This window comes from Roseibium aggregatum (genome assembly GCF_017309185.1).
Taxonomy (GTDB): Bacteria; Pseudomonadota; Alphaproteobacteria; order Rhizobiales; family Stappiaceae; genus Roseibium; species Roseibium aggregatum_B.
On the sequence record NZ_JAEKJZ010000002.1, the window covers coordinates 138,965 to 161,453 of the forward strand.

Consider the following 22,489-nt stretch of genomic DNA (forward strand, 5'->3'; position numbering starts at 1 on the left):
TTCATCCAAAGATCGGCCGAAGTCTGTGTTTCCAGGACTTCGCCTCGCCGCATGTTGTTAACGTCCCAACAGATAGAACTCCGCAATCCCCCGTTTCCCCTCTGCCGGCCAGAACTGCGCGAGAGCATCGATGAACTACCGGGTGAATTCCCGCACCTCGGCAAAGGTTAGTGTGCCATTCCGAGCGAAAAGTTCCGAAAGTCAGACAGAAAGCCAAGGCTCTACCGCACTCGTCGGTCTTGGTGGCAGGCGGCTTAAGGCCCTCATCAACGATCTCCGTCTGTGATAAGTGATGCAAAATGCACAACTGTAGGTCTGGTGAATTCAGCAAAGCAGTGCGGCGTCTTTGCGAGTGACCCAAAAGGGCCGGTATTGCCGACGCTTTCAGGGCCGACGAATGTCAGCTAACCGCAAACCGAGCACGCCAGCCGCCATTCCGCTCCCGGCCCCAAATCAGCCGTCTTCTGATTGACCTGCAAGACCTCGCGTAACACGCAACGCCCCACAACAAAAAGACCGGACACGCCACCCCACCTCACCCCGGTGAAGCACCGCGCCCGGCCTCAAATTCAAGCTCCCGCTCTCCCCGTCAACTCAAATGATGCACCGCCTGCAGCCCGTAGACCGGCGTCGGGACGCCCTCCATCCGGGCCTTGAGCTGCAGCGCCAGGAACTGGGAATAATGGCGCGACTGGTGGAGGTTGCCGCCGTGCATCCAAAGGTTCGGCACCTGGGTCGGCTTCCACATGTTGCGCTGTTCGCCTTCCCAGGGGCCGGGGTCCTTGGTGGTGTCGGAGCCTAGGCCCCAGCATTTGCCGAGCTTGTCCGCCGTTTCCTGGCCCATCAGGTCGGCCACCCAGCCGTTCATGGAGTTGTAGCCGGTGGCGTAGACGACGAGGTCGGCGTCGAGATGCGTGCCGTCGTCTAGGTTGACGCCGGTCTCGTCGAGCGAGACGACCTGGCCGCGCTTGAGCTTGATCTTGCCGTCGATGATGAGCTGGCTCGCGCCGACATCGATGTAATAACCCGAGCCGCGGCGCAGGTATTTCATGAAGAGGCCGGAGCCGTCGTCGCCCCAGTCGAGCCAGAAGCCCGCCTTTTCAAGGCCTTCATAGAAGTCCTTGTCGCGTTCCTTCATCTGCTCATAGGCCGGGATCTGGAACTCGTGCAGGATCTTATAGGGCAGCGAGGCGAAGATCAGGTCGGCCTTTTCGGTGGTGACGCCGTTGCGCACCGCTTCCTCCGAATAGAGCGCGCCGAGGCCGATCTCCATCAACGTGTCGGAGCGCACGATATGGGTGGAGGAGCGCTGCACCATGGTCACGTCCGCGTCGTTTTCCCAAAGGGCAGCGCAGATGTCGTGGGCGGAGTTGTTGGAGCCGACGACGACCACCTTCTTGCCGCTCCACCGGTCCGGGCCGTCGTGTTCGGAGGAATGCTGCTGCACGCCCCTGAACTTTTCCATGCCGGGGAAGACGGGCATCCGCTTCTTGCCGGACATGCCGGTCGCCATGACGAGCTGCTTCGGGTGCAGCACGACCTCCTCGCCGTCGCGGTCCACAACGACGGTCCATTCGCCTGTCTTTTCATCGAAGCTGGCGAATTTTGCGGTGGTGCGGGTCCAGTAGTTCAGCTCCATCACCCTGGTGTACATTTCCAGCCAGTCGCCGATCTTGTCCTTGGGCGCGAAGACCGGCCAGTTCTCGGGGAACTTGATATAGGGCAGATGGTCGTACCAGACCGGGTCGTGCAGGCAGAGCGACTTGTAGCGCTTGCGCCAGCTGTCGCCGGGCCGGTCGTTGCGCTCCACGATGATCGTCGGCACGCCGAGCTGGCGCAGGCGGGCGCCGAGCGCGATGCCGCCCTGGCCGCCGCCGATGATCAGGCAGTAGGGCTGGGTCTTGTAGCCGAGTTCGGCCGCCTCGCGCTCGCGCTCCTCCTTCCAGGTCTCGCGGTGCTTGCCCGCGCCGTGCTTCGCGCCGAGCGGGCGGTTGAAGCCGGAGGGTTCCTCGAAGCCCTTCAGCTCGACCATCGTGGTCAGCAGCGTCCAGATCTTGCCGTCCTTCAGCCGCATCAGGCCGTAGCCGCGCGCCACGTCTGTCTCGAAGCTGATCCAGGCGGTGATGACGCCGCCCTCCTCCGTGGGCTCCTCGCCTTCCGCCAGCAGCCAGTTTTTGGGTCTGGTCGTGGAAAGCTGGTGCTTCAGCATGTCCTCGACCTGGTCCTTGCCTTCCACCGTCTTGATGTTCCAGGTGAAAGTCACCAGGTCGCGCCAGTAGCAATCGTCCTGAAACATCTCCCGCGCCCGGGCGATGTCGTTTGTCTCCAGCGCCTCGCCGAAAGCGTCCAGAAACGCCTGGGTCCGGCCCGCAACAGTCTTGTCGAGCATGTGCTCCTCCCTTTCTTGTTGGTTGTTGATCCTCCAGCCTCGCGATTATCGGGGGGAAGCGTCCACAGGCAACGGGTTCCGGGCCCGAGACGGCGCAAACGGGGAGGAAAGCGCGCGCCTCGTTGCGCGCGCAACGGCGCGCAACACCAGGCAACGGCCGCGTTGTGTCAGGGCGCGACAGCTAGGGTACGGACTCATAAAATTGTGCTTTCAGGCGTCAATCGGGCACAGAAAAGCAAGGAAGAGCCTGCAGAGCTATGCTTTCGCATAGGTCAAAGGCTTTGACGCGGCTTTTCAACGCCCGATTGGTGTCCTCCGGATCGCTCAGGAAAGGGCTGTCTCCCGCGTTGCAAAATCTTGAAAACCTACCGGGTTTCCTGCGCTTTCACGCCTTGAATACAGTCCTTTCCTGAGCGACCTGAACGTACAATTTTATGGGTCCGTACCCTAGGGCCGCGTCAGGCCCGCCTTGCGGATGCGCCGCAGCACGGTGGAGCGGTTCACGCCGAGCCGCCGTGCCGCCTGCGCCATGTTCCAGCCGCAGGCGGCAAGCAGCGCTTCCAGGTCGCCCGCGCCTTCCGGCTCCGGTTCGGCCCGCTTCGGCACGGCGGGCAGGTCCGGCAGGTCGATGACCGAGCCTTCCGACAGGGCGACCGCGACATCCAGAAGCTGCTCCAGCTCCCGGATATTCCCGGGCCAGGCGCGCGATTTCAGCTCGGCCCGGGCCGCCGGCGACAGGCGCATCTCGGCCGTGCAGCGCCAGCGCAGCAGCCGGTCGATCAGCCAGTCCAGATCGGCCCGGTGGCGCAGCGGCGGCAGCGCCAGGGTGGCGCCCGCGACACGGTAAAACAGGTCTTCGCGCAAGATGCCCGCGAGCTCGGACGCGTGACAGCGGCAGGACGCCACGACGCGAAGGTCGCTCCGCCGGTCGAGCAGCGCCAGGAGTGCTGCCTGCCCCTCCGGCGGCATGTCCTCGATCCCGCGCAGGAACAAGGTGCCGGGTGCGGCATCGGCAAGGGCCTGGAGCGCATCGGCCCCGGTGCAGCGGACGGCGTGAAAGCCGCGATCCTTCGGGCCAGCCACATGGATCGCCCGGGCCAGCCGCTCCTTGCCGGTGCCGGTCTCGCCGGCGATCAGCAGCGGCACCTGCGTCGGTGCAAGCCGCGCCGCCTGCGCCAGAAGACGGCCCAGCGCCGGATCCGCCCCGGCGAAGCTGCCGAGCGCGCCCGGCAACGCCGTTTCGCGTTGCCTGAGGGCAGAGATCGTCTGCGGGGTCTGGGGCGCGATGGCGTGACCGTAGAGGCGGCGTCCGTCCTTCAGCCGCAACACCCGCTCCTCGGTCGGCCGTCCGCGCATCAGCTCCGGCAGATCGTCCACCGAAAGTTCCAGCCAGTCGTCGATCCGCGTGCCGATCAGGCTTCCGGCGACCTCCGGGTCGAGCGCCCGCCGCGCGCCCGAGGTCATGCCGACGATCCGGCCCGACCCGTCGAGCGCGACGGCGGCTTCGGGATCGACCTCCAGGAACTCGGGGCTGGTCGAGAAGCGCAGCACCCAGTCCCGCCGGGTCGTCGCCATCAGGTTGGCCATCTCGACCCGCCGCGCGGAGGCCGTCACCAGCCCCATGGCGAGGTTCTGCGAGGATTTCGGCGACGGCGAGCGCAGGAGCGAGATGTCGAGCACCGCGGAAAACTCGCCCTTCGTGTCGAAGATCGGCGCCGCGGTGCAGGAAAGCGGCGTATGCGCCAGTCCGAAGTGGTCGCTCTGGTGAATGGTAATCGCCTTGCCGGTGACGATGCAGGAGCCGACACCGCAGGTGCCGGCCAGATCCTCAGTCCAGTTCGAACCGAGATAAAGCCCGGCCTCGCGCAACTGGTCCTCAAAGCGCGGATCGCCGAAGAAATCAACGCAAACGCCCTTGGCGTCGGCGAGAAGCAGGACATAATTCTGTCCCGCGACCTGCTGGAACAGCGTCTGAAGGCCGGAGCGCGCGGTGGCGACGAGGCGTTCGGACTGCTCGCGGTGCTCGCGCAGCTCGGCTTCCGTCACCACATGGGCGGGATCCGGCCGCGCGGGATCCATGCCGTAGGTCTGAACGCAGCGCCGCCAGCTTTCCGCGACCAGGCTGTCCCGCCCGGTTTCCACGCCGCGCAACACACGGTCGATTTCATCGACATGTTCGAAATCAAGCATCGCGTCCTCCCAAACGGTTGCTCCTGCCGACTGTTGAAAAGCCTGTTTCTTTTTCGGTGTCACCCCGGGCAAGCGAAGCGCGACCCGGGGCCCATTCGTTTCCAGAGCCGCCGATTGCCCGGAAACCGTCCGGATACCGTCAGGCTCTTTACGCTCCGGAACCGCGAATAGGCCCCGGCTCTCCACTTGCGCTCCGTCCGGGGTGACAAACCGCAGCTTTCGTCAACAGCACCCTACGATAGCGCTTCGGAGGATCAGGCGCCATGCAGACCTTGATGGGCGTCTTTGCGCAGGATCGCTGACCGGTTTTTGACGGACCTTTGGTGAAGGCGCGCGGTTGCGAAATCTCCGGACGGATCCGGGCGCGATCTTGCCAACGGCCGCCCGGCTGGCCTATCCATTGGACCGGGCGACGCAGCGGACGAGTCGGAACCGGCCAGGCCCGGCTCCGGTACGCGAGTGCGATGCAAGCCTCACATGCCACCACGCAGGATGACGGGCCTCGGCGCCAACCGCCCAAGATCGATCTTCAGGAGATTAAGATCATGAAAGTAAAGAAGATTTCTGATCTCATTGACTGGACCCGGGCCATGCACCATCAGCTTGCCGAGCGCATGGCCGACGGCTCCGCGCAGCACCAGCAGGAACTGGCCAGGATGCTGCTGTCCTATCTTGCCGATCACGAGACGGCTCTGGAGAAAATCATCGACGGCTTCGAGCAGCGCGCCGATTCCAGGGCCCTTAACACCTGGGTATACGACTACCTGGAGCACAAGCCGATCGATCTCCGCAGCGGCGGCGACGTCCCCTTCGCGGACATGGACTTCGACGAGATCTGCAAGTCGCTGTTCGACGTGCACAACCAGGCGATCGATCTCTATCGGGAATTGCACAGGCGCGTCGACATTCCCGAAGCGAAGGAACTGCTTCAGGCCCTTCTCGATATCGAGGAGCACGAGACGATGCGTCTCGCCCAGCAGACCAACCGGATGCGGGACATGTAGCAATTTGGCGAGCGCTGCCCACGCGGACGGGAGAACCGGCCGCCCGGGCAGCGCTGCAGCGTCCGGTGGCCGCGTTATCGCGCAGGCCGCTGCATGGCCGCAGTCATCCGCCTGAAGGCGGCGGCCGCACGAAAGCTGCGGAGTTTCCGTGCCGCAGGGGCAATTTTCCTTTCGTCCGCCCCGCAATTCTGCAACATGACCCGGTAACGTGAATTGGCCGCGCCCCGGATGACCCGGCGACCGCGGCACAAGCAGTTTTGGAAGGACAGGGACATGGGATTCTTCGATTTCGTAAAGGACGCAGGCAAGAAGCTCTGGGGCGACGACGAAGCGCCGGAAACGGGCGCGGAAGCGATTGAGAAGGAAGTCGCAGCGCTCGGCCTCGACGGCGACGTCAAGGTCGAGGTGAGCGGCGACACGGTCAAGATCGCGGGCGCGGCGCCGACCCAGGAAGCGCGCGAGAAACTGATTCTGGCCGCCGGCAACGTGCTCGGCGTCGCCAAGGTGGAAGAGGAAATCGCGGTGGCGGCAAGCGAGCCGGAAGCGACGTTCCACACGGTCGAAAAGGGCGACACGCTCTGGGCCATTTCCGAGAAGGCCTATGGCAACGGCGCGAAATACGAGGCGATTTTCGAGGCCAACAAGCCGATGCTGTCCCATCCGGACAAGATCTATCCGGGCCAGGTGCTGCGCATTCCGGCCCTCTGACACTAGACACGGCCTCTGGCGGCGCCTTCCGGGCCGCCGGATGGCACTCTGTCGCGTCCGCGCTGACGAGGCCGGGTTCTGCCAAAGTCTCCTTCCGCGATACCCGGCGGGTGGTGGAAGGCCCCACTTGCGACCCCTGAGAAGACGATCTTTCGCTTCTTGCTCCCGGCGAATCGCTTGGGCTTTGATCGCATGACAACCCATGATACAGAAAATCGATAACGCACCTGAAATGCGTAAGGTCAGGTATTGATTTCAGACTTTTGGGGGCCGGGGTGGCGATTTGTTTCAAGGCGGGAGTGGCAGCAGCTCTCATCATTTCCGGTGCGTTCCTGGGCGGGTGCCAGTCGACATCCACCAATCAGCCGGAACCGAAGAACGCCTGCGAAAAAGCCAAACAGGCCGGGGATTACAACACGCCCGTAGGGCGCACCGTAGCCCGGGCGATATGTACGGGTCAGGCAGAAAAACTGAGCCGCAAGGAATACTATGTCTGGGCCTGGCGGGAACACACCCGGCAACGGACCTGCCAAATGAACACCGGAGAGCTTTGTCCGGTCGACTTTTAAGGCCTGCACCAATCGACCGTTGGTCTTGAGTTTTCTTTCCGTAGCGGCCCGCGCGCTCTCCGGCGCGGGCCGCTATGCTCAATCAGCGCACCAGGATGTTCCGGAACTGCCAGGGATCCTTGGTGTCGAGGTCTTCCTTGTAGAAGCCCGGACGGCCTTCCAGCGGTGTCCAGTCGGTGTAATAGCCCTTGACCGGTCCGAGATAGGGGCTCTGGATTTCAAGGCAGCGCTTGTAGTCCATCTCGTCGGTTTCCACGATGCCGGCTTCCGGGTTCTCCAGCGCCCAGACCATGCCGGCGATGACGGCGGAGGTTACCTGGAGGCCGGTGGCGTTCTGGTAAGGCGCGAGCTTGCGGGTTTCCTCCACGGAAAGCTGCGAGCCGTACCAGTAGGCGTTCTTCTTGTGGCCGTAGAGCAGCACGCCAAGCTCGTCGATACCGTCCTGCAGCTCGTCTTCTTCCAGCACGTGCAGCTTGTCCTGGATCTTGCCGGCGGAGCCGAACAGCTCATGCAGCGACAGCACCGCCACATTGGCCGGATGATAGGCATAATGGCAGGTCGGCCGGTAGGTGACCTTCTTGCCGTCTTCGACGGTGAAGAAGTCGGCGATCGAGATCGCCTCGTTATGGGTCACCAGGAAGCCGTATTGCGCACCCGGTGTCGGGCACCAGGTCCTGACACGGGTGTCGGCGCCCGGCTGTTCCAGATAGATCGCCGCCTGGCAGCCCTTCTTGTGCTTTTTGGCGTTGGACGGTTTCCAGGTCTCATGCGTTCCCCAGCCCAGTTCGGCCGGCTGGAAGCCTTCCGACAGGAATCCTTCCACGGACCAGGTGTTCCAGAACTCGTTCTGCGGCTTCGGTTCCTTGGCGCGCTGGGTGTCCCGCTCGGCGATGTGGATGCCCTTGACGCCCACCTTCTTCATCAGCTTCGCCCAGTCCTTGCGGGACTTCGGCTCCTTGAATTTCACGCCGGTGTCGGTGGCGATATCGACGAGCGCCTGCTTGACGAACCAGGACACCATGCCCGGGTTCGCGCCGCAGCAGGAAACCGCCGTGGTGCCGCCCGGCTTCTTCGCCTTTTCCTTGCGGACTGTTTCGCGCAGGGCATAGTTGGTGCGGTCCGCCGCCTTGGCCTTGTCGTCGAAGTAGAAGCCCGGCCAGGGCTCGACCACGGTGTCGATATAGAGCACACCGAGCTTGCGGCAGAGCTTCATCAGGTCGAGCGACGACGTATCGACGGACAGGTTGACAACGAAGCCCTGCCCCTCGCCTTCGCTCAACAGCGGCGTCAGAACGTCCTTGTAGTTTTCCGGCGTCAGCGCGACCTTCTCGAACCGGTAGCCCCGGTCGGTCACGAGCTTCGCTTCCGTGTCGACCGGATCGATGACGGTGAAGCGGGACTTGTCGAATTTGAAATGGCGCTCGATCAGCGGCAGGGTTCCCTTGCCGATGGACCCGAGACCGATCATCACCACAGGACCGGTGATGGTGCCGTGAACCGGCCAGTTGTCCTGCGCGACCGAGGTCTTGGGGGCTGCTTTCGGGGCTGCCTTTTTGGCGACAGGCTTTTTCGCCGCAGCCGGTTTGGCGGCGGCGGGCTTTTTCGCGGCGGGCTTGGTCGCGGCCGGCTTGGCGGCAGAGGCTTTGCGCGTTGCGGGTTTCGCGGCAGCGGGCTTGGCGGCGCTTGACGCTTTTTCAGCGGTGGGCCGGGTCGCGGCAGGTTTCCTTGCAGCGGCCGGTTTCGTGGCGGCCGGCTTTTTCGCGGTGGCGGGCTTGGCGGCTGCCGGCTTGCTCGCCGCCGGCTTGGCAGCGGTGGCGGGCTTCGCCGCGGCTGGTTTCGCCGCCGCCGGTTTGGCGGCGCCCGACGCGGTGGCGGCCGTTTTCTGAGCGGCGGCCCGGGTGGCCGCAGGCTTCTTGACCGCAGCGGGCTTTGCGGCCGCGGGTTTCTTCGCTGCGGCAGGCTTAGCGGCGGAAGATCTGCTTGCCGCCGGCTTTGTGCCGGCAGGCTTGCTTGCGGCAGGTTTTGTGGCGGCCGGTTTTGTGGCGGCCTGTTTCGCCGTGGCCGGTTTACGGGTTGTCTTCGGTGCCGGTTTCTTCGGCGCGCCGCCGTTGCTTTCGTCGGTCATTTATAAGCTCCAGTATCTCAACATCCCGCCGCCCGGCCTTACCGGATCGGGCAAAGGGGGGCCGTCTGCACAGAGGCGCACAAATTGCACCTTTCGCAAGGTGTGACGGTTTTTTCCCGAAAATTCAAGCCCGCGGCCGCTTTTTGTTGAAAAGCCCGGCCGCGAGGCTGCCTCGTCAAATCGCTTGTGGAAACAGGGACAGGCCGGTGGACAGCCCGATGCTCCCGGCCGCATCCAGGGCTCCCGCCGCCGTCAGCTCCCCGTTCAGGCCGGAAAGATGCCCTTGTGCGAGTTCAACCGCGAGAAATCTGTCATAGGCAACCGGTCCCGGCAAGGAAACGGCATCGAGCCGGCCGGCGGCAAAACCGAACCGGGCATAGAACGGCAGGTCTCCGACAAGAATGACCGACCCGTGGCCATGCAGAACCGCCTGGTTGAGCGCGTGACGCATCAGGCGGTCCCCGACCTTCAGGCCCCGGCGGCTAGGATCCACGGCCAGCGGACCGAGCAGCAGGGTCTGCGCACCGTTGCGGTCCACCACGGACCAGAGTCGAACCGTACCGACCAGCACACCTTCCGCGTCGAGCGCGGCATAGGCGAAAACCGGCAGACGGCCTTCGCGCAGGCGTTCTGACGTCTTGGCGAAACGCTCCTCGCCGAAACACAGGTCGAGAAGCGCCTCGCGGGCACCGGTATGCACCGGTGCCTCATCGACGATTTCAATCATGGCGAAAGCCTTTAGATAACGAAGGAAGCCAGCGGCGCGAAGCCGTTGAAGCCGACCGAGGAATAGGTCGTCGTGTAGGCGCCGCACGCCTCGATCAGGACCTTGTCGCCGATGGAAAGGCTGACCGGCAAATGGTAGGGCGTCTTCTCATAAAGTACGTCGACGCTGTCGCAGGTCGGACCGGCCAGCACGCAGGGCGCGGTAATATCGCCGTCACGCGGGGTGCGGATCGGATAGCGGATCGCCTCGTCCATGGTTTCGGCCAGGCCGTGGAACTTGCCGATGTCGAGATAGACCCAACGCACTTCTTCTTCCGCGGACTTGCGCGAGATGAGCACGACTTCCGCCTCGATCATGCCGGCGTTGCCGACCATGCCGCGGCCCGGTTCGATGATCGTCGACGGCAGACGGTTGCCGAAATGCTTGGTCAGCGCGTGGAAGATCGCCTCGCCGTAGCTCGGCACGCCCGGAACGTCTTTCAGGTAACGGGTCGGGAAGCCCCCGCCCATGTTGACCATCTTCAGCTCGATGCCGCGCAGCGCCATTTCCTGGAAGACGCCTGCCGCCATGGCGAGAGCGAAATCCCAGGCTTCGAGGTTGGCTTGCTGGGAGCCGACGTGGAAGGAGACGCCATGGGCGCCAAGGCCGAGACGGTGGGCGTGTTCCAGGACGTCGGGCGCCATTTCGGGGTCGCAGCCGAATTTGCGGGAAAGCGGCCACTCGGCGCCGACGCCGTCGCACAGGACCCGGCAGAAGACCCTGGAGCCAGGGGCAACGCGGGCGATCTTTTCAACTTCTTCGACGCAGTCGACGGCGAAGAGGCGGACACCGTAGTCGTAGGCACGCGCAATGTCCTTCTCCTTCTTGATTGTGTTGCCATAGGAAATGCGGTCGGCGGATGCGCCGGCCGCCAGGACCATTTCGATTTCGCCGACGGAGGCGCAATCGAAGGACGAGCCCAGGCTTTCCAGCAGCGACAGGATTTCAGGAGCCGGGTTGGCCTTCACCGCGTAATAGACGGAAGTGTCCGGCAGGGACCGGGCGAAGGCTTCGAAATTCTCGCGGACAATGTCCAGGTCGACAACGACGCAAGGGCCGTCGGCATCGCGCAGGCGGAGGAAATCTCGGATACGGTCGCTCATTGGGGGGCTCCCCTCTTTCTCAATCTCTAGCCGCAGGCACGCTGATTGGCTGGCGCGCGCGCTGCGTTCACGTCGCAGGGTGCCGCAAGCGCACCGGGCCTCCCCCGGGATGGAACCGGAGGCCGGGTTGACCTGCAGCGACGGTTGGGCAACGCGGCTCGAAAATCGAGCGCACTGCTTTCCCGCGTCGGGAATGCCGTTGATTGGATCGGGGAAACCGAACCGCACGTCGGGCAAGGATGTAACAAGTGCCTCTTCAGTGACGCCGGAGGTTGGAGACCCCGGCAGAGACCAAAAAAGCCCTCTTACGTCGTTGCTTTGAGCCGTCCGAACCTGCTGCCCGCCCCTTGGCGGTTTTCTTGGCAGCGGCCCCTTAAGAGATGTCCGTTTTCAACATCCCATGAACGGCCTCGGGCACGTGCGAATTTGGGCAACGGGTATATGCGCTGCTTTGCCGCCCGGCGCAAGGGGAAATACGCTTCGACCGGATTTTTTTCCCGGAAGTAACGACAGACGAATTCGCGCGGCATTTCAAAGCCCGGCCGAAGGACTATCCGAATGGCCGGACCCGTTCCTCGTGCGTTGTTCGGGGGTGAGAACTCAGCTGTCCGAACCCGCGCCGTCCTCCCAGCGCAGGCGTGATCCGTCTGACACCTCGACGATCTCCTCGATGGCGAACGTCACGGTGCGGGAGGCCATCGCCTCTCCGCTGTCCTCATCCAGACCGAAATCGATCCGGGCCCGCCCCGTCAGTTGCAGGAGCCTGCCCGCGCTGAAATCGATGAACAAAAGCCCCGCGCGCGGATCGAGCAGGATGTTGCCGAGCGTGTTGTAGAACCTGTTCCCCGCGAAATCCGGAAAACGGATCTCCCGTGGGGTTACCACCTCGACAAATCCCGGTTCGCCGCCGCGATGGGACACATCCATCCCGAACGTCCTGTCCTCCTCCCCGCTGCTTTCCGCGTCACGATAACCCGAGGCGATGAAGAACGTGTCCGCGGCCGCGATCCAGGACATCTGCGCCTCATTGAGGTCTTTCCCGCGCCGGGACGACGGCGACAGCGGGGTTTCCACCCGCGTGTGCCGGCGTTCGCGGATATGTTGCGGGCAATTCCCGAAGGACTGGTCGACGGCAAGCGTGAGGGCTCCGTCTGCGGCGGGAAGGACGCGGCCGTTGACCCGGTTCCGGCGCCGCGTTGCCGGCTCGATCCCCAGGACGCCCAGATCCGCCCCCAACGCGAATCCCTCTTCCAGGGCATCGCCGGAGACCGGCCGGGCGGCGATCCTCAGCCGCGTTGCCTCGGGCGACGTGACGAACCCTTCGTCGCCTTCCAGTAGCGTGGCCCACGGGCGGCCGGCCCGGTCGCGGGCAGAGACGACAACAAACGGGAGAGCTGAAAAGAACTCCCGGTGCTGATCCGGCATGAAACCGCGGATGGCCCGGCCGGCCCAGGATTCCACATCCCGCGCTCCAAGCCTTTCCTGTATCCGCCGTTCGCCGCGGTGAAACGGCGAAGGGCCGGTCGGTCTGTTTCTTTCAAACATGGGACAGAATCCTCTCGTTGAGCGGAAAACGGACCGGGAGTTCTCCCGGTCGCCAGGTACGGGTTTCAAGGCGCGTTTAGCGCCTTCAGGCGGCGAGACCCGCCTTGGTCGCCGGCATGGCCACGAACCCCGGAAGGGCCTCGATGCGTGCCAGCAGGGCACGAATGTTCGGATAAGGATCCAGGGAAACATTTCCCTCCGGTGCATGCGCCGTGTAGCTGTAGAGCGCGACATCGGCGATGGTCGGACGATCTCCGACGAGCCAGGCACGACCGTCCAGATAGGTCTCCAAATAGTCGAAGGCTGTCTTCGCGACGGTCTTGGCGCGCTCCGGATCGAGCGGACTGCCGAACACGTTTATCAGCCGCGCGGCCCCGGGGCCGTTGGCGAGTTCCCCTGCGGCAAAAGCCAGAAACCGGTGGACTTCCGCTTCCTGAAAGGGATCCGACGGCAACCAGTCCGGTGCATATTTCTTCGCCAGGTAGACCAGGATCGCATGGGAATCGGCCAGCACCGTCGCGCCGTCCTCGATAACCGGGACCCGGCCCTGAGGATTGAGCTTAAGGAACGGGTCCCGCTTGTGTTCTCCGGCGCGCAGATCGACCTCGACCAGTTCGTAGTCGAGCCCGGTCAGGCTCGAGAACAGTTCAACCCGATGGCAATGGCCCGACAAGGGAAAACGGTGGATCTTGATCGTTTTGGACATGTTGGCTTCCTTCTCGCTTCGAAAGGTCATGGAGGGGCCGGATCACTCGCTCGCCGGCCACCGACCGCAATATGGTGAGAGACCGGGATGGAAAAAATCTTCGATTTCATTCAATGATTATGTACATTTTGGAGATAAAAACCGACCGTTGCTCTGAATAGCCGAGAGCCTTCAAAGATGGACAGGATTGAAACCATCCGCGCCTTCGTCGCGGTTGCTCAGGAAAACTCCTTCACGGCAGCCGGCCGAAGGCTGGGCCTGTCGACCAAACTTGTCAGCAAATACGTCCGCCACCTTGAACAACGGCTGGAGACCCAGCTCTTCAATCGCACCACCCGAAGCGTCGCCCTCACCGACGTCGGGATATCCTATCTGGAGCGCTGCCGGCCGATCCTGGACCAGATTGACGATCTGGATTCCCTGGTCAGGGAACGCCAGAGCGCCCTGGCGGGCCCCATCCGGCTGACGGCGCCGACCGGGTTTGGCAGCACCCGCCTTACCGAAGCGCTCGTGCCGTTCCTGCAGGAGCATCCGCAGATCGAGCTCGCCATGAAACTGACCGACACCCGTGTTGCACTGATCGAGGAAGGTCTGGATCTTGCGATCCGGATCGGTTCGCTCCCGGATTCGACCTTGATCGCACGCAAGCTCAGCGACATGCCGATGGTTCTGTGCGCCTCTCCGGACTATCTGGAACGCCGCGGCCGGCCGGAAGACCCGGAGGCGCTCGCCGCCCACAGTTGCCTCGCCGACAGCAACCAGCCGGAACAAAATGTCTGGCGGATCCGCTCCCAGGGCAAGGAACATGTCCTGAAACTCGACGCGGCGATCCAGTGCAACGCCCCGGGCGCGCTCGCCACGATGGCGCTCGGCGGCCTGGGCATTGCCCGCTCTCCGCTCTACGCGGTGGAGAACCATCTTGAAGCCGGGCGCCTCGAGCCGGTTCTGCCGGACTGCGAGACAACCGTTCTCGGCGTCTACGCGCTTTATCCGCCAAACCGTCATCTCAGCCGGCGGCTAAGGGCCCTGATCGATCATCTCGCCGGTGAGTTCGGCATGCGCTGGTCGCCGGGGCTCCCGTAGTGCCAAAGGGCGTTGCCGCAGGGCGACCGATGGGCTATCAGGAAATCAGGCACCGTCCTGACCCAGCGGCTACGCTCCGGCAAACCGGCACCGACCGGTCCCCGTGGACACCGCAATCCGCACGACAGGATAAGGAATGCCTTCAATTTCTCCCGATACCCAATATCTCGGCCGCATCGCTGCAACGCTCGGCGTCACGGATATCGACCGCTCTTTCAGGATCTACCAGTCGGTTTTCGGCTTCGAAAAAGTCTTCGAAAACGGCGACCCGGTCGGTTTCATGATCCTGAAAAAGGACGAGGCCGAACTGCACCTGACCCTGCAAAAAGGCTACAAGGCCCCACCGTTCAATCAGGCGCACATGCTGGTCGCCGACGCGGAAGGCGCCTTTCAAGCCTGCCGTGAACATGGCTTGAGGATCATCCGGAACCTTCAGGACAAGGACTACGGCCTGCGCGCCTTCGTTTTCGCCGACCCTGACGGCAACCGGATTGACGTGGGCCAGTCCATCTGACGCTGAAAAGACGGTGCAGAATGCTCGCATCGTCGTTCCGCCCGCCGGAAGGACTGGCAAGAGGAAGGACGAAACATGCTTGAGGGAACCTGTCATTGCGGCGCGGTTGTCTGGCACCTGAACGCAAGGCCTCAATCGATCACGGCCTGCAACTGCACCGTCTGCCGTCGCTACGGAGTTTTATGGGCCTACGGCCACATCGGCCACGATATCCATGTCGAAGGGAAGACCGCCTCCTACCGGCGCAAGGACGGCGGTGACATCGACTTTCACTTCTGCGCGACATGCGCCAGCGTTACCCACTATGTCGGCAGGATCGCCGACAGGCACGGCCGCTACCGGACGGCGGTCAACATGCGCCTGACCGATCCCGACGGGATCGCCGGTCTGCCCATTCGCCACTTCGATGGTCTGGACACATTCAACGAGCTGCCCCGGGACGGCAGGACCGTTCGGGACATGTGGTTCTGAACGGAAGAGCCTTGCGTCTCAGGCGACCTTGTCCATCAGCGGATGAAGCGCCGGATGAATGTTCGGGCTCTCTTGACGGATGAAGCGCAACAGCGCCCTTTCGTTCTCGTGCAGGACACCGTCACGGCCAATCCTGTCCACGAGCCAGGCGGCCTCGTCTTCCGTGACCACTTCGTTGATGGCGATCTCCGCTTCCATGGCCGCTCCTCTTGCGGCAAAGGGATCCGGCCGCTCCCGGTAAGCGTCGCGGACGCCGCCAAGTCCCCCGCCAAACATCTTGCCGAAGAAACCGCTGATCCCGCCCTCGTAACCGCCGGGCTGGTTAAGCCAGTCCTCCCTTGCAAGCGCGACCTCGCGCGGCGGCGGTGTGAAGCCGGACAAGGCCATCAGGTAGCTGGCGACCGCTTTCGCAAACAACTCCGACCACGCCGGTGCGTTTTCCGCTTCGAGCGTCGCATCGTTCAGGTCGAACAGAACCTCCGCTTCCGGACGGGAAATCGCGACGCCGCCGCATCCGGCGCCCGCATAAAGCACCCGTCGGAGCAATTCAACTTCGCCGTCGCAGATCACGCCCGGCTTCAGCTGAGCGCCGCCGCGGGTCGCGCCCTCGCCTCTCAGAACCAGCTTCGCGACGGCGCGCAGCGCGAAGATCTCCAGCTCCTGCGGGGCTTCGCGGGCTTTTTCGAGCACGTGCAGAACCGCATCGAGCTCCGTCCGCGAACAAACGCGGCCGTCATACGTGATCTGGCCGATCAACCAGGCGGCATTGTCCTCCGAGACATAGCCCGCCGGCCTCGCCTGATGCACCAGAATGTCTCCGACCGCCTCCGGAAAGAGTTCGTACCAGGTCTCGGCGTAAGTCAGAGCCGCATTGTTCAAGGTAAACAGGGAAGCCCCTTCGTCCAGCGACACCGCCATGTCGCCGTAAATGTAGCGGCGCAAGGTAACGACATCGTCTTCGCTGACGTGCCCCGCGGCAATCCGGTCGGCGGTAAAGTCCAGCAAGGTCGGCTTGGTCATGAAGTCCCCCATAAAAGTGACAAGAGACCCTAGCCGCAAAATCTTGATATTCCCGTAACGGGAGACCGGATTGACGCAAGGACTTGAACGCGCGGCAACGAAGAAAGGGAGCCGGAAAGGAACCGGCTCCCTTATCGTTTCCCCGCTCATTGGGGGTGTTCTGGGCGGGAAAACGTCTCCGGCCGTGGGCTTAGCCGAAGAGAGCGAGTGCCGTCAGCCGCGCTTGTGCCAGCCTTTGCCACCCTTTTTACCGCCACGGCCCTTGAAGTCGGCATCGGTGATCACACCGTCGCCGTTACGGTCAAGCCGTTTCATCATGCGTTCCGTGCGCGCGCCGTGTTCCTCTGCGCTGATGCCGAGGCTGCCATCAGTGTCCATGCGCTGGAACATGCCGACCACGCGATCTTCATTGATGGCCAGCCACAGGGGACCGAAGTCTTCCAGAGTGAAGGAACCGGACCCGTTGGTATCGGCAAGCGCGAAAAGCTCCCCTTTCCGGGTGTCGAATTCCTCACGGGTCACCTTGCCGTCGCCATCCGTGTCAAACACGCCCAGGACCATTCGGGCCGATCCGCCATGGCCATGACGCCCGGAGAAGTGATCCCGGCCCGGACCGCGCCGGCCCCAGCCTTCGCCACGCGGGCCACCGCGTTCCTTGTGCTCCGCACGCTGGCCGCGGCGTTCGCCGCGCGGACCGTCACGGTCGTCGTCGTCAGCACGCTTGCCGCCGCGCTTTTCGCCCGGGCCGCGCGGACCACGATCGTCGTCGTCACGCATGCCGGGGCCGCGACCACCATGGACGCGTTCAAGCGTACCGTTGCCGTCCCGGTCCAACCGGCTGAACAGACGGTTCGCCGCCAGGTCCGTCTCTTCCTTGGTCACGTTGCCGTCGCCGTCCTTGTCCAGGAACTGAAAGCCGCGGACCATGAAGTCCCTGGAGCGGTCCAGGAACTGGACCTGGAATTCCTCAAGGGAGATTTCCCCGTCGCTGTTACTGTCCGCGGCGGCGAAATGGGCCTCACGGCCTTCCTTGATCTCCGCTTCGGTGATGATGCCGTCGCTGTCCAGGTCAAAGCGGTCGAACAGACGCTCGCCGGCAAACATGCCACGGCCCGGCCCAAAGCCGAAACCTCCGCGTTCGCCCATCATGGCAAAACGTTTTCCGGCGATCTGTTGAGCGCTCTGTTCTCTCTGCCCTGAGGCAGCGCCCCCCTGCGCCGATGCGGGAAGGGTGGTGTAAAGCGCGGTTCCGGCAAGGCTCGCGGCAAGAACGGCGACACCAAACTTTCTGAACGGGTTCATGTCAACAACTCCTCGGTTGGTTGATGCGTGGTTGGCGTTTCTCACGCTCCCGATGCGCTAGGCGAAGGATCTGTCCGCAGCCCCGCTCAGCGCATGGGGAGCGTGTGAAACGCAGGCTATAGGTAGGAGGCAATTGTCGCAGGAATACCGCCGGTAAGGGCTCCAAGTGTCGCCATCTGTCCCTTGGGACTTCACCGACACAGTTTGTTACAAGTTCGGCTCGCACAGGGAGGGTGCTGTTATTATTTTAGCCGTAGAAACCAAAAGACTGACGTCCGTCTCCGGCTCCCACGCCGGTTTCGGGCAGGAACACTGGAGCACAAGGTGAGCGATCCAAGCCCGCATATCCTGGTCGTGGACGACCATCGCGACATCCGCGAGACCCTGGCCCGCTATCTGATCAAGAACGGTTTGCGCGCCACCGCCGCCGAAAACGCCGCCGCCGCCCGCAAGGTCCTGAAGGTCGCCTCGATCGATCTCGTGGTGCTCGACATCATGATGCCGGGCGAGGACGGCCTGTCGCTGTGCCGCCATCTGGTGGAAACAGGATCGATGCCCGTCATCCTGCTGACCGCAATGGCGGAAGACACCGACCGTGTGATCGGGCTTGAAATCGGCGCGGACGATTATGTGACCAAGCCGTTCAATCCGAGGGAACTGCTGGCGCGCATCCGCGCGGTCCTGCGCCGGACCTCACTGGTTCCCAAGGAGCGCGACCCCATCGATCAGGAAAAACTGTCTTTCGACGGCTGGTCCCTGAACGTATCGCGGCGCGAACTGATCGATCCGGACAACAACTCCGTCGCCCTTTCCAGCGGCGAATTCCAGTTGCTGTGCGCCTTCCTGAAACGACCCAAAATGGTTTTGAACCGGGACCAGCTGCTCGATCTGACCACGGGGCGCACACCCGCGGTCTTTGATCGCTCCATCGACAATCAGGTGTCGCGTTTGCGGCGGAAGATCGAAGCCGATCCCAAAGACCCGAAGCTGATAAAAACCGTCTGGGGCGGAGGCTACATGTTCACCGCCGACGTGAAAGACGGGCTTGAATGAAAACGTCCAGACCAAACAAGAAGCTTCTGACCTTCCTGTGGCCGAAGTCCTTGGCGTCCCAACTGATCGTGCTTCTGGTGCTGGCCATCGTCGCGGCGCAGGCGTTGAGCGTCTGGATCTTTCACGACGAACGCCGGATCGCGCTCGTCGCGGCGGCCAGGGACAATCTCCTGATGCGCGCCGTCTCCGTCGCAAGCCTTCTTGAAGAAATGCCGCCCGCCCTCCAGGACAGGTTGTTGACGGCCAGCAGCAGCCGGAATGCCGTGTTCTGGCTGAACGCGACGCCCTTTGCGCCGGAACCCGGTCAGTCCCGGTTCGAAGAAAAGCTTCAGTCGATCGTCGCCAGGAACCTGCAGGACGGACATATCGTCCATGTCAACGTCCTCGCCGACGAAAAGCGAGGCTTGCGCAAGAAAGATGACGACGATGACGATGACGACGCCCGTGACTGGAGAAAGGTGCCCAAGCACGAGCGACAGGCGAAATTGCGCAAGGCATTGCGCAAGGCGGAGGATCTCAGGCTTTCCATAAGGATCTCGGACGGCCGCTGGCTCAACATCGCCACCAGCTACCGCCCGCCGCGCATTCCCTTCATTCCAATTCTGGTTCAGCTGCTGCTGACCGTAATCGCCACGGGACTGATCGTCGGATTCGTTATCAGACGGGTGACCCGGCCACTCAAGGAGCTTGCGGTCTCGGCGGAGAAATTCGGACGCGGCGAAGACCCTGTACCGCTTGAACCCAGCGGCCCGGGTGAAGTGCAGGCGTTGACCCATACATTCAACAACATGCGCGACCGCCTGAGCCGGTTCGTGAAGGATCGCACACGCATGCTGGCCGCCATCAGTCACGATCTCAGGACCCCGATCACCTCGCTGCGGCTCAGGGCCGAGTTCATCGAAGACGACGAAAACCGGGAAAAGATAATCGAGACACTCGACGAAATGGCTGCCATGACGGAAGCCACCTTGCGCTTCGCCCGCGACGAGGCTCAGACGGAAGCAGCGCAGAACGCCGATCTCGGCGCGATCCTGGAAAGCGTTGCCGGCGACCAGCAGGACCTTGGCAACGACTGCGCGGTCGACCTTGACGAGCGGATCGTTCTGCCCTGCCGCCCGGTCGCCCTGAAACGCGCGCTGCGCAATCTCATCGAAAACGGCATCCGCTACGGTGAAAGCGTAACCGCCAGCCTGTCGAAGGAAAGCGGCGAAGCAGTCATCCGCATTTCGGACAAGGGACCTGGCATTCCCGAAGACCGTCTGAAGGACGTGTTCGAACCTTTCGTGCGCCTTGAGGAGTCCCGCAGCGAGGAAACCGGCGGCATCGGCCTGGGACTGGCGATCACCCGCTCGATCATCCATGCCCACGGTGGCACGATCACGCTCAGAAACCGTGATGAAGGCGGGCTCGAGGCGGAAGTCCGGCTGCCGTTATCGCAATAGCGATTGAAACGGTGCGATTACTTCCGTCGCGAGACCAAAGCGCCCTCGAAAGTGGCATCGTCGACCGCTTCCAGCCACTCGGCCGCCACCCCGTCCTGCGCTTCCTGGATTGCCAGGTGAACCATACCCGTGTTCGGTCCCGCGCCATGCCAATGCTTGAGACCGGGTGGGATCCAGACGACGTCGCCCGGCAGGATGGACAACTTGTCCTGTCCCCACACCTGGATGAAGCCGGCGCCCTCCAGAACATGAAGGGTCTGGCCGAGCGGGTGGGTATGCCAGTGGGTACGTGCCTTCGGCTCGAAGGCGACCCGCAGGGCCATGACGCGCGCCGGCGCGGGGGCCTCGATCACCGGGTCCTGCCACACGGTTCCGGTGAAATACTCCGGATTGGCCCGTTTCGTCGGACGGGACCCGGCTTCGTAAACGGTCAGCACACTCACGGCGTCTCCTTTCCAGTCTCATCGATCGCGGTTCCATGACGGAGGTCCACCTTGTCAATTGATCAAGACAACACCCGAAATGGCAAGACTTATTCAGACGAATGTATCCTGGAACGCATAGCGCTGACAGAACCGGGCGGTTCCGAATGTCCCGGTCTCAGCCGTTCATTTCCCGGCTGTCCTGCGGTGCTTCGGCGCGCTCCTCCATGCCGTAGTCGCGCAGCACATGGGCCACGCGCAGACGGTAGTCCTTGAAAAAACTTGTCCGCCCGGCCTTCTGCGCCTTGCGGTGCTGGCTGAGCCTGCGCCATTCGTTCAGGGCGTCCTCGTCCCGGAAAAAGGAAACAGACAGGAGTTTGTCCGGATCGGTCAGGCTCTGGAAGCGCTCCACGGACATAAACCCATCGATCTGTTCGACCAGCGGCCGCATCTCCGCGGCCATGTCGAGATAGGCCTGTTTCTTCTCCGCATGCGGGATCACTTCGAAAATGACTGCGATCATCGGTCTGGTCCTCTCCCTATGCCGAGGGTCATAAACAACGGCCCTTGGTAGTGCCGTGCGGCACGGAGGCAAGTTTCAGGAAGGTGCGGTCCTCCTGCAAGATGAATTTTTCCTTCATCGCGAAGGCGTAGTTCTCCCGGCCGAGCGGATCGGCTGCCAGCCTTGCCCGATAGGCTTCGTAAGCGGCCAGATTTTCCAGGGAATAGACCCCGTAGGCGAGCGTCGTAGAGCCCTCATGGGGAGCAAAATAACCGATCAGATCGGCCCCGCAGCGCGGGATCGCCTGCCCCCAGTTGCGGGCGTATTCCTCGAAAGCCGCCTTTTTCGTCGGATCGATTTGATAGCGGATGAAACAAGTGATCACGGCATGTCCTTTTGTGTGGTTTTGAACGCCTCTGTGTGTCATGGTTTCCCGCACAGATGCTTCGATGGAGATCGAACCATGAAGGACGGACCTGATATTGCCCGCATCGGCGCGCTGATCGGCGATCCCGCCCGCGCCAATATCCTGAGCGCCCTAATGAACGGCAAGGCTCTGACGGCAACGGAACTGGCGGCGGAAGCCGGCATCACCGGACAGACCGCCAGCTCACATCTGAAAAAAATGATCGAGGGCGGACTGCTTTCCCAGAACAAACAGGGACGGCACCGCTATTTCACTCTGGCCGGCCCGGAGGTCGGCGCGACACTCGAGGCCCTGATGGGTCTGGCCGCCCGCAAGGGGCATCTGCGCACCCGCACCGGCCCGAAAGATCCGGCGCTGCGCAATGCCAGGGTCTGTTACGATCATCTTGCAGGAGACATTGCGGTGCGGATTTTCGACAATCTGAGCGCCCGCGGGTTTCTGGAGGCCTCATCGGACAAGGGAGGTCTTCGGCTGTCTCCCTCCGGCTCGGACTTTGTGTCAAGCCTCGGCATCGACCTCGCCGCGCTCCATGCCAGCCGCCGCCCCATGTGCCGGGCCTGTCTCGACTGGAGCGAACGGCGCAACCATCTTGCCGGAGGTCTCGGGGCTGCCATGCTGACCTGGTTTGAGAAGCAGGGCTGGGTGATGAGGGAGCCGGACAGCCGCGTCGTTCACATTTCCGCCAGGGGTCGGTCCGAATTGTTCGGGCTGTTTCCGGCCGCATGGCCCCAAAAATAAAAAACCCGGCTCGGGGCCGGGTCTTGCAAGAGGTGGGCAGACGTTTGGGGCAGTTAACGTCTAACGTTTTTCTTCTCATTATTGTTGGGGCCTGCTCAGGTCAGGCCCTTTTTCCGGACCCCGGAAAGGGCTCCCGAATACTCGGCATTGCTTCCCGCCAGGAGCGATAAAGCCGCGCGGGTAACCACGCAAGGCGATTCCGATTGTAGTCCTGACGGTGCTGAACCAGAAGAGATCTGGCTGTGTGCACATTCATTTCTGTTCTCCTTTGTTGTGCCCAGTTTCCCCGCGCGCCAACATCATGACGAATATATTAGCGCACATTGTGCACTTTTCAAGGGCGCACATTGTGCATTTTGTAGAAAATTGGTCTTTTCTTTCCGAGACCAATAAATTCGCTCTAAAAAATA

The 22,489-nt window shown here is 62.9% G+C and carries 21 protein-coding genes; 9 read left to right on the forward strand and 12 right to left on the reverse strand.

Going from position 1 to position 22,489, the window contains the following annotated elements; translation table 11 throughout:
- Positions 1-589: 589 nt before the first annotated feature.
- Complete coding sequence (locus JF539_RS12845) at positions 590-2,389, reverse strand: flavin-containing monooxygenase (RefSeq protein WP_207141072.1); 1,800 nt, start codon at positions 2,387-2,389, stop codon at positions 590-592.
- Positions 2,390-2,836: 447 nt separating this feature from the next.
- Positions 2,837-4,579 (reverse strand): sigma-54-dependent Fis family transcriptional regulator, encoded by a 1,743-nt coding sequence (locus tag JF539_RS12850; RefSeq protein ID WP_207141073.1) that lies wholly within the window; start codon positions 4,577-4,579, stop codon positions 2,837-2,839.
- Between the two features lie 545 nt (positions 4,580-5,124).
- Between JF539_RS12850 and JF539_RS12855 the strand changes: the two genes are divergently transcribed.
- The 3 genes from JF539_RS12855 (at position 5,125) to JF539_RS12865 (ending at position 6,860) form a co-directional block, all read left to right on the forward strand.
- Positions 5,125-5,583 (forward strand): hypothetical protein, encoded by a 459-nt coding sequence (locus tag JF539_RS12855; protein ID WP_207141074.1) that lies wholly within the window; start codon positions 5,125-5,127, stop codon positions 5,581-5,583.
- 273 nt (positions 5,584-5,856) lie between these two features.
- Positions 5,857-6,291: a peptidoglycan-binding protein LysM gene (lysM, locus tag JF539_RS12860; RefSeq protein ID WP_207141075.1), complete on the forward strand. Its 435-nt coding sequence runs from the start codon at positions 5,857-5,859 to the stop codon at positions 6,289-6,291.
- Positions 6,292-6,590: 299 nt separating this feature from the next.
- A complete protein-coding gene (locus JF539_RS12865) occupies positions 6,591-6,860 on the forward strand; it encodes a hypothetical protein (protein WP_207141076.1) in 270 nt (89 codons plus the stop codon).
- Positions 6,861-6,942: 82 nt separating this feature from the next.
- On the opposite strand, the gene JF539_RS12870 is transcribed toward JF539_RS12865, so the two are convergent.
- The 5 genes from JF539_RS12870 to JF539_RS12890 form a co-directional block, all read right to left on the reverse strand.
- Entirely contained in the window at positions 6,943-8,328 is a 1,386-nt protein-coding gene (locus tag JF539_RS12870) for a homospermidine synthase (protein ID WP_207141526.1), read from the reverse strand.
- A gap of 832 nt (positions 8,329-9,160) precedes the next feature.
- Positions 9,161-9,712 carry a GNAT family N-acetyltransferase gene (locus tag JF539_RS12875; protein ID WP_207141077.1) on the reverse strand — a complete coding sequence of 184 codons (552 nt, stop codon included), beginning with the start codon at positions 9,710-9,712 and terminating at the stop codon, positions 9,161-9,163.
- A gap of 11 nt (positions 9,713-9,723) precedes the next feature.
- Positions 9,724-10,854 (reverse strand): type III PLP-dependent enzyme, encoded by a 1,131-nt coding sequence (locus JF539_RS12880; RefSeq protein ID WP_207141078.1) that lies wholly within the window; start codon positions 10,852-10,854, stop codon positions 9,724-9,726.
- A gap of 600 nt (positions 10,855-11,454) precedes the next feature.
- On the reverse strand, positions 11,455-12,399 hold the full coding sequence (locus tag JF539_RS12885) for a pyridoxamine 5'-phosphate oxidase family protein (protein WP_207141079.1): 945 nt from the start codon (positions 12,397-12,399) through the stop codon (positions 11,455-11,457).
- A gap of 85 nt (positions 12,400-12,484) precedes the next feature.
- Positions 12,485-13,105, reverse strand: a complete 621-nt coding sequence (locus JF539_RS12890) for a glutathione S-transferase family protein (protein ID WP_207141080.1) — start codon at positions 13,103-13,105, stop codon at positions 12,485-12,487.
- Between the two features lie 177 nt (positions 13,106-13,282).
- Here JF539_RS12890 and JF539_RS12895 point away from each other — a divergent pair, with 177 nt between their 5' ends.
- From JF539_RS12895 to JF539_RS12905, 3 genes are all read left to right on the forward strand, one after another.
- A complete protein-coding gene (locus JF539_RS12895) occupies positions 13,283-14,188 on the forward strand; it encodes a LysR family transcriptional regulator (RefSeq protein WP_207141081.1) in 906 nt (301 codons plus the stop codon).
- Positions 14,189-14,324: 136 nt separating this feature from the next.
- A complete protein-coding gene (locus JF539_RS12900; protein WP_207141082.1) occupies positions 14,325-14,702 on the forward strand; it encodes a VOC family protein in 378 nt (125 codons plus the stop codon).
- A 75-nt stretch (positions 14,703-14,777) separates the two neighbouring features.
- Positions 14,778-15,173 (forward strand): GFA family protein, encoded by a 396-nt coding sequence (locus tag JF539_RS12905; RefSeq protein ID WP_209017268.1) that lies wholly within the window; start codon positions 14,778-14,780, stop codon positions 15,171-15,173.
- Between the two features lie 18 nt (positions 15,174-15,191).
- Here JF539_RS12905 and JF539_RS12910 read toward each other — a convergent pair whose 3' ends face one another.
- Positions 15,192-16,193: a hypothetical protein gene (locus JF539_RS12910; RefSeq protein ID WP_207141083.1), complete on the reverse strand. Its 1,002-nt coding sequence runs from the start codon at positions 16,191-16,193 to the stop codon at positions 15,192-15,194.
- Between the two features lie 213 nt (positions 16,194-16,406).
- On the reverse strand, positions 16,407-17,495 hold the full coding sequence (locus JF539_RS12915) for an EF-hand domain-containing protein (protein WP_207141084.1): 1,089 nt from the start codon (positions 17,493-17,495) through the stop codon (positions 16,407-16,409).
- A 324-nt stretch (positions 17,496-17,819) separates the two neighbouring features.
- Between JF539_RS12915 and JF539_RS12920 the strand changes: the two genes are divergently transcribed.
- Positions 17,820-18,548 (forward strand): response regulator, encoded by a 729-nt coding sequence (locus tag JF539_RS12920; protein ID WP_207141085.1) that lies wholly within the window; start codon positions 17,820-17,822, stop codon positions 18,546-18,548.
- A complete protein-coding gene (locus JF539_RS12925; RefSeq protein WP_207141086.1) occupies positions 18,545-19,990 on the forward strand; it encodes an ATP-binding protein in 1,446 nt (481 codons plus the stop codon). The genes JF539_RS12920 and JF539_RS12925 overlap by 4 nt, the downstream gene beginning before the upstream one ends.
- Before the next feature lie 17 nt (positions 19,991-20,007).
- Here the strand turns inward: JF539_RS12925 and JF539_RS12930 are convergent, their stop codons facing one another.
- The 3 genes from JF539_RS12930 to JF539_RS12940 all read right to left on the reverse strand — a co-directional run bounded on the left by JF539_RS12930 (position 20,008) and on the right by JF539_RS12940 (position 21,299).
- Positions 20,008-20,424: a cupin domain-containing protein gene (locus tag JF539_RS12930; RefSeq protein ID WP_207141528.1), complete on the reverse strand. Its 417-nt coding sequence runs from the start codon at positions 20,422-20,424 to the stop codon at positions 20,008-20,010.
- Between the two features lie 166 nt (positions 20,425-20,590).
- Positions 20,591-20,935 (reverse strand): antibiotic biosynthesis monooxygenase family protein, encoded by a 345-nt coding sequence (locus JF539_RS12935; RefSeq protein ID WP_207141087.1) that lies wholly within the window; start codon positions 20,933-20,935, stop codon positions 20,591-20,593.
- 28 nt (positions 20,936-20,963) lie between these two features.
- The gene (locus tag JF539_RS12940; RefSeq protein ID WP_207141088.1) at positions 20,964-21,299 is read right to left on the reverse strand and encodes an NIPSNAP family protein; all 336 of its coding nucleotides are present in this window, start codon (positions 21,297-21,299) and stop codon (positions 20,964-20,966) included.
- Positions 21,300-21,377: 78 nt separating this feature from the next.
- Between JF539_RS12940 and JF539_RS12945 the strand changes: the two genes are divergently transcribed.
- On the forward strand, positions 21,378-22,079 hold the full coding sequence (locus tag JF539_RS12945) for an ArsR/SmtB family transcription factor (protein ID WP_207141089.1): 702 nt from the start codon (positions 21,378-21,380) through the stop codon (positions 22,077-22,079).
- Positions 22,080-22,489 lie beyond the last annotated feature (410 nt).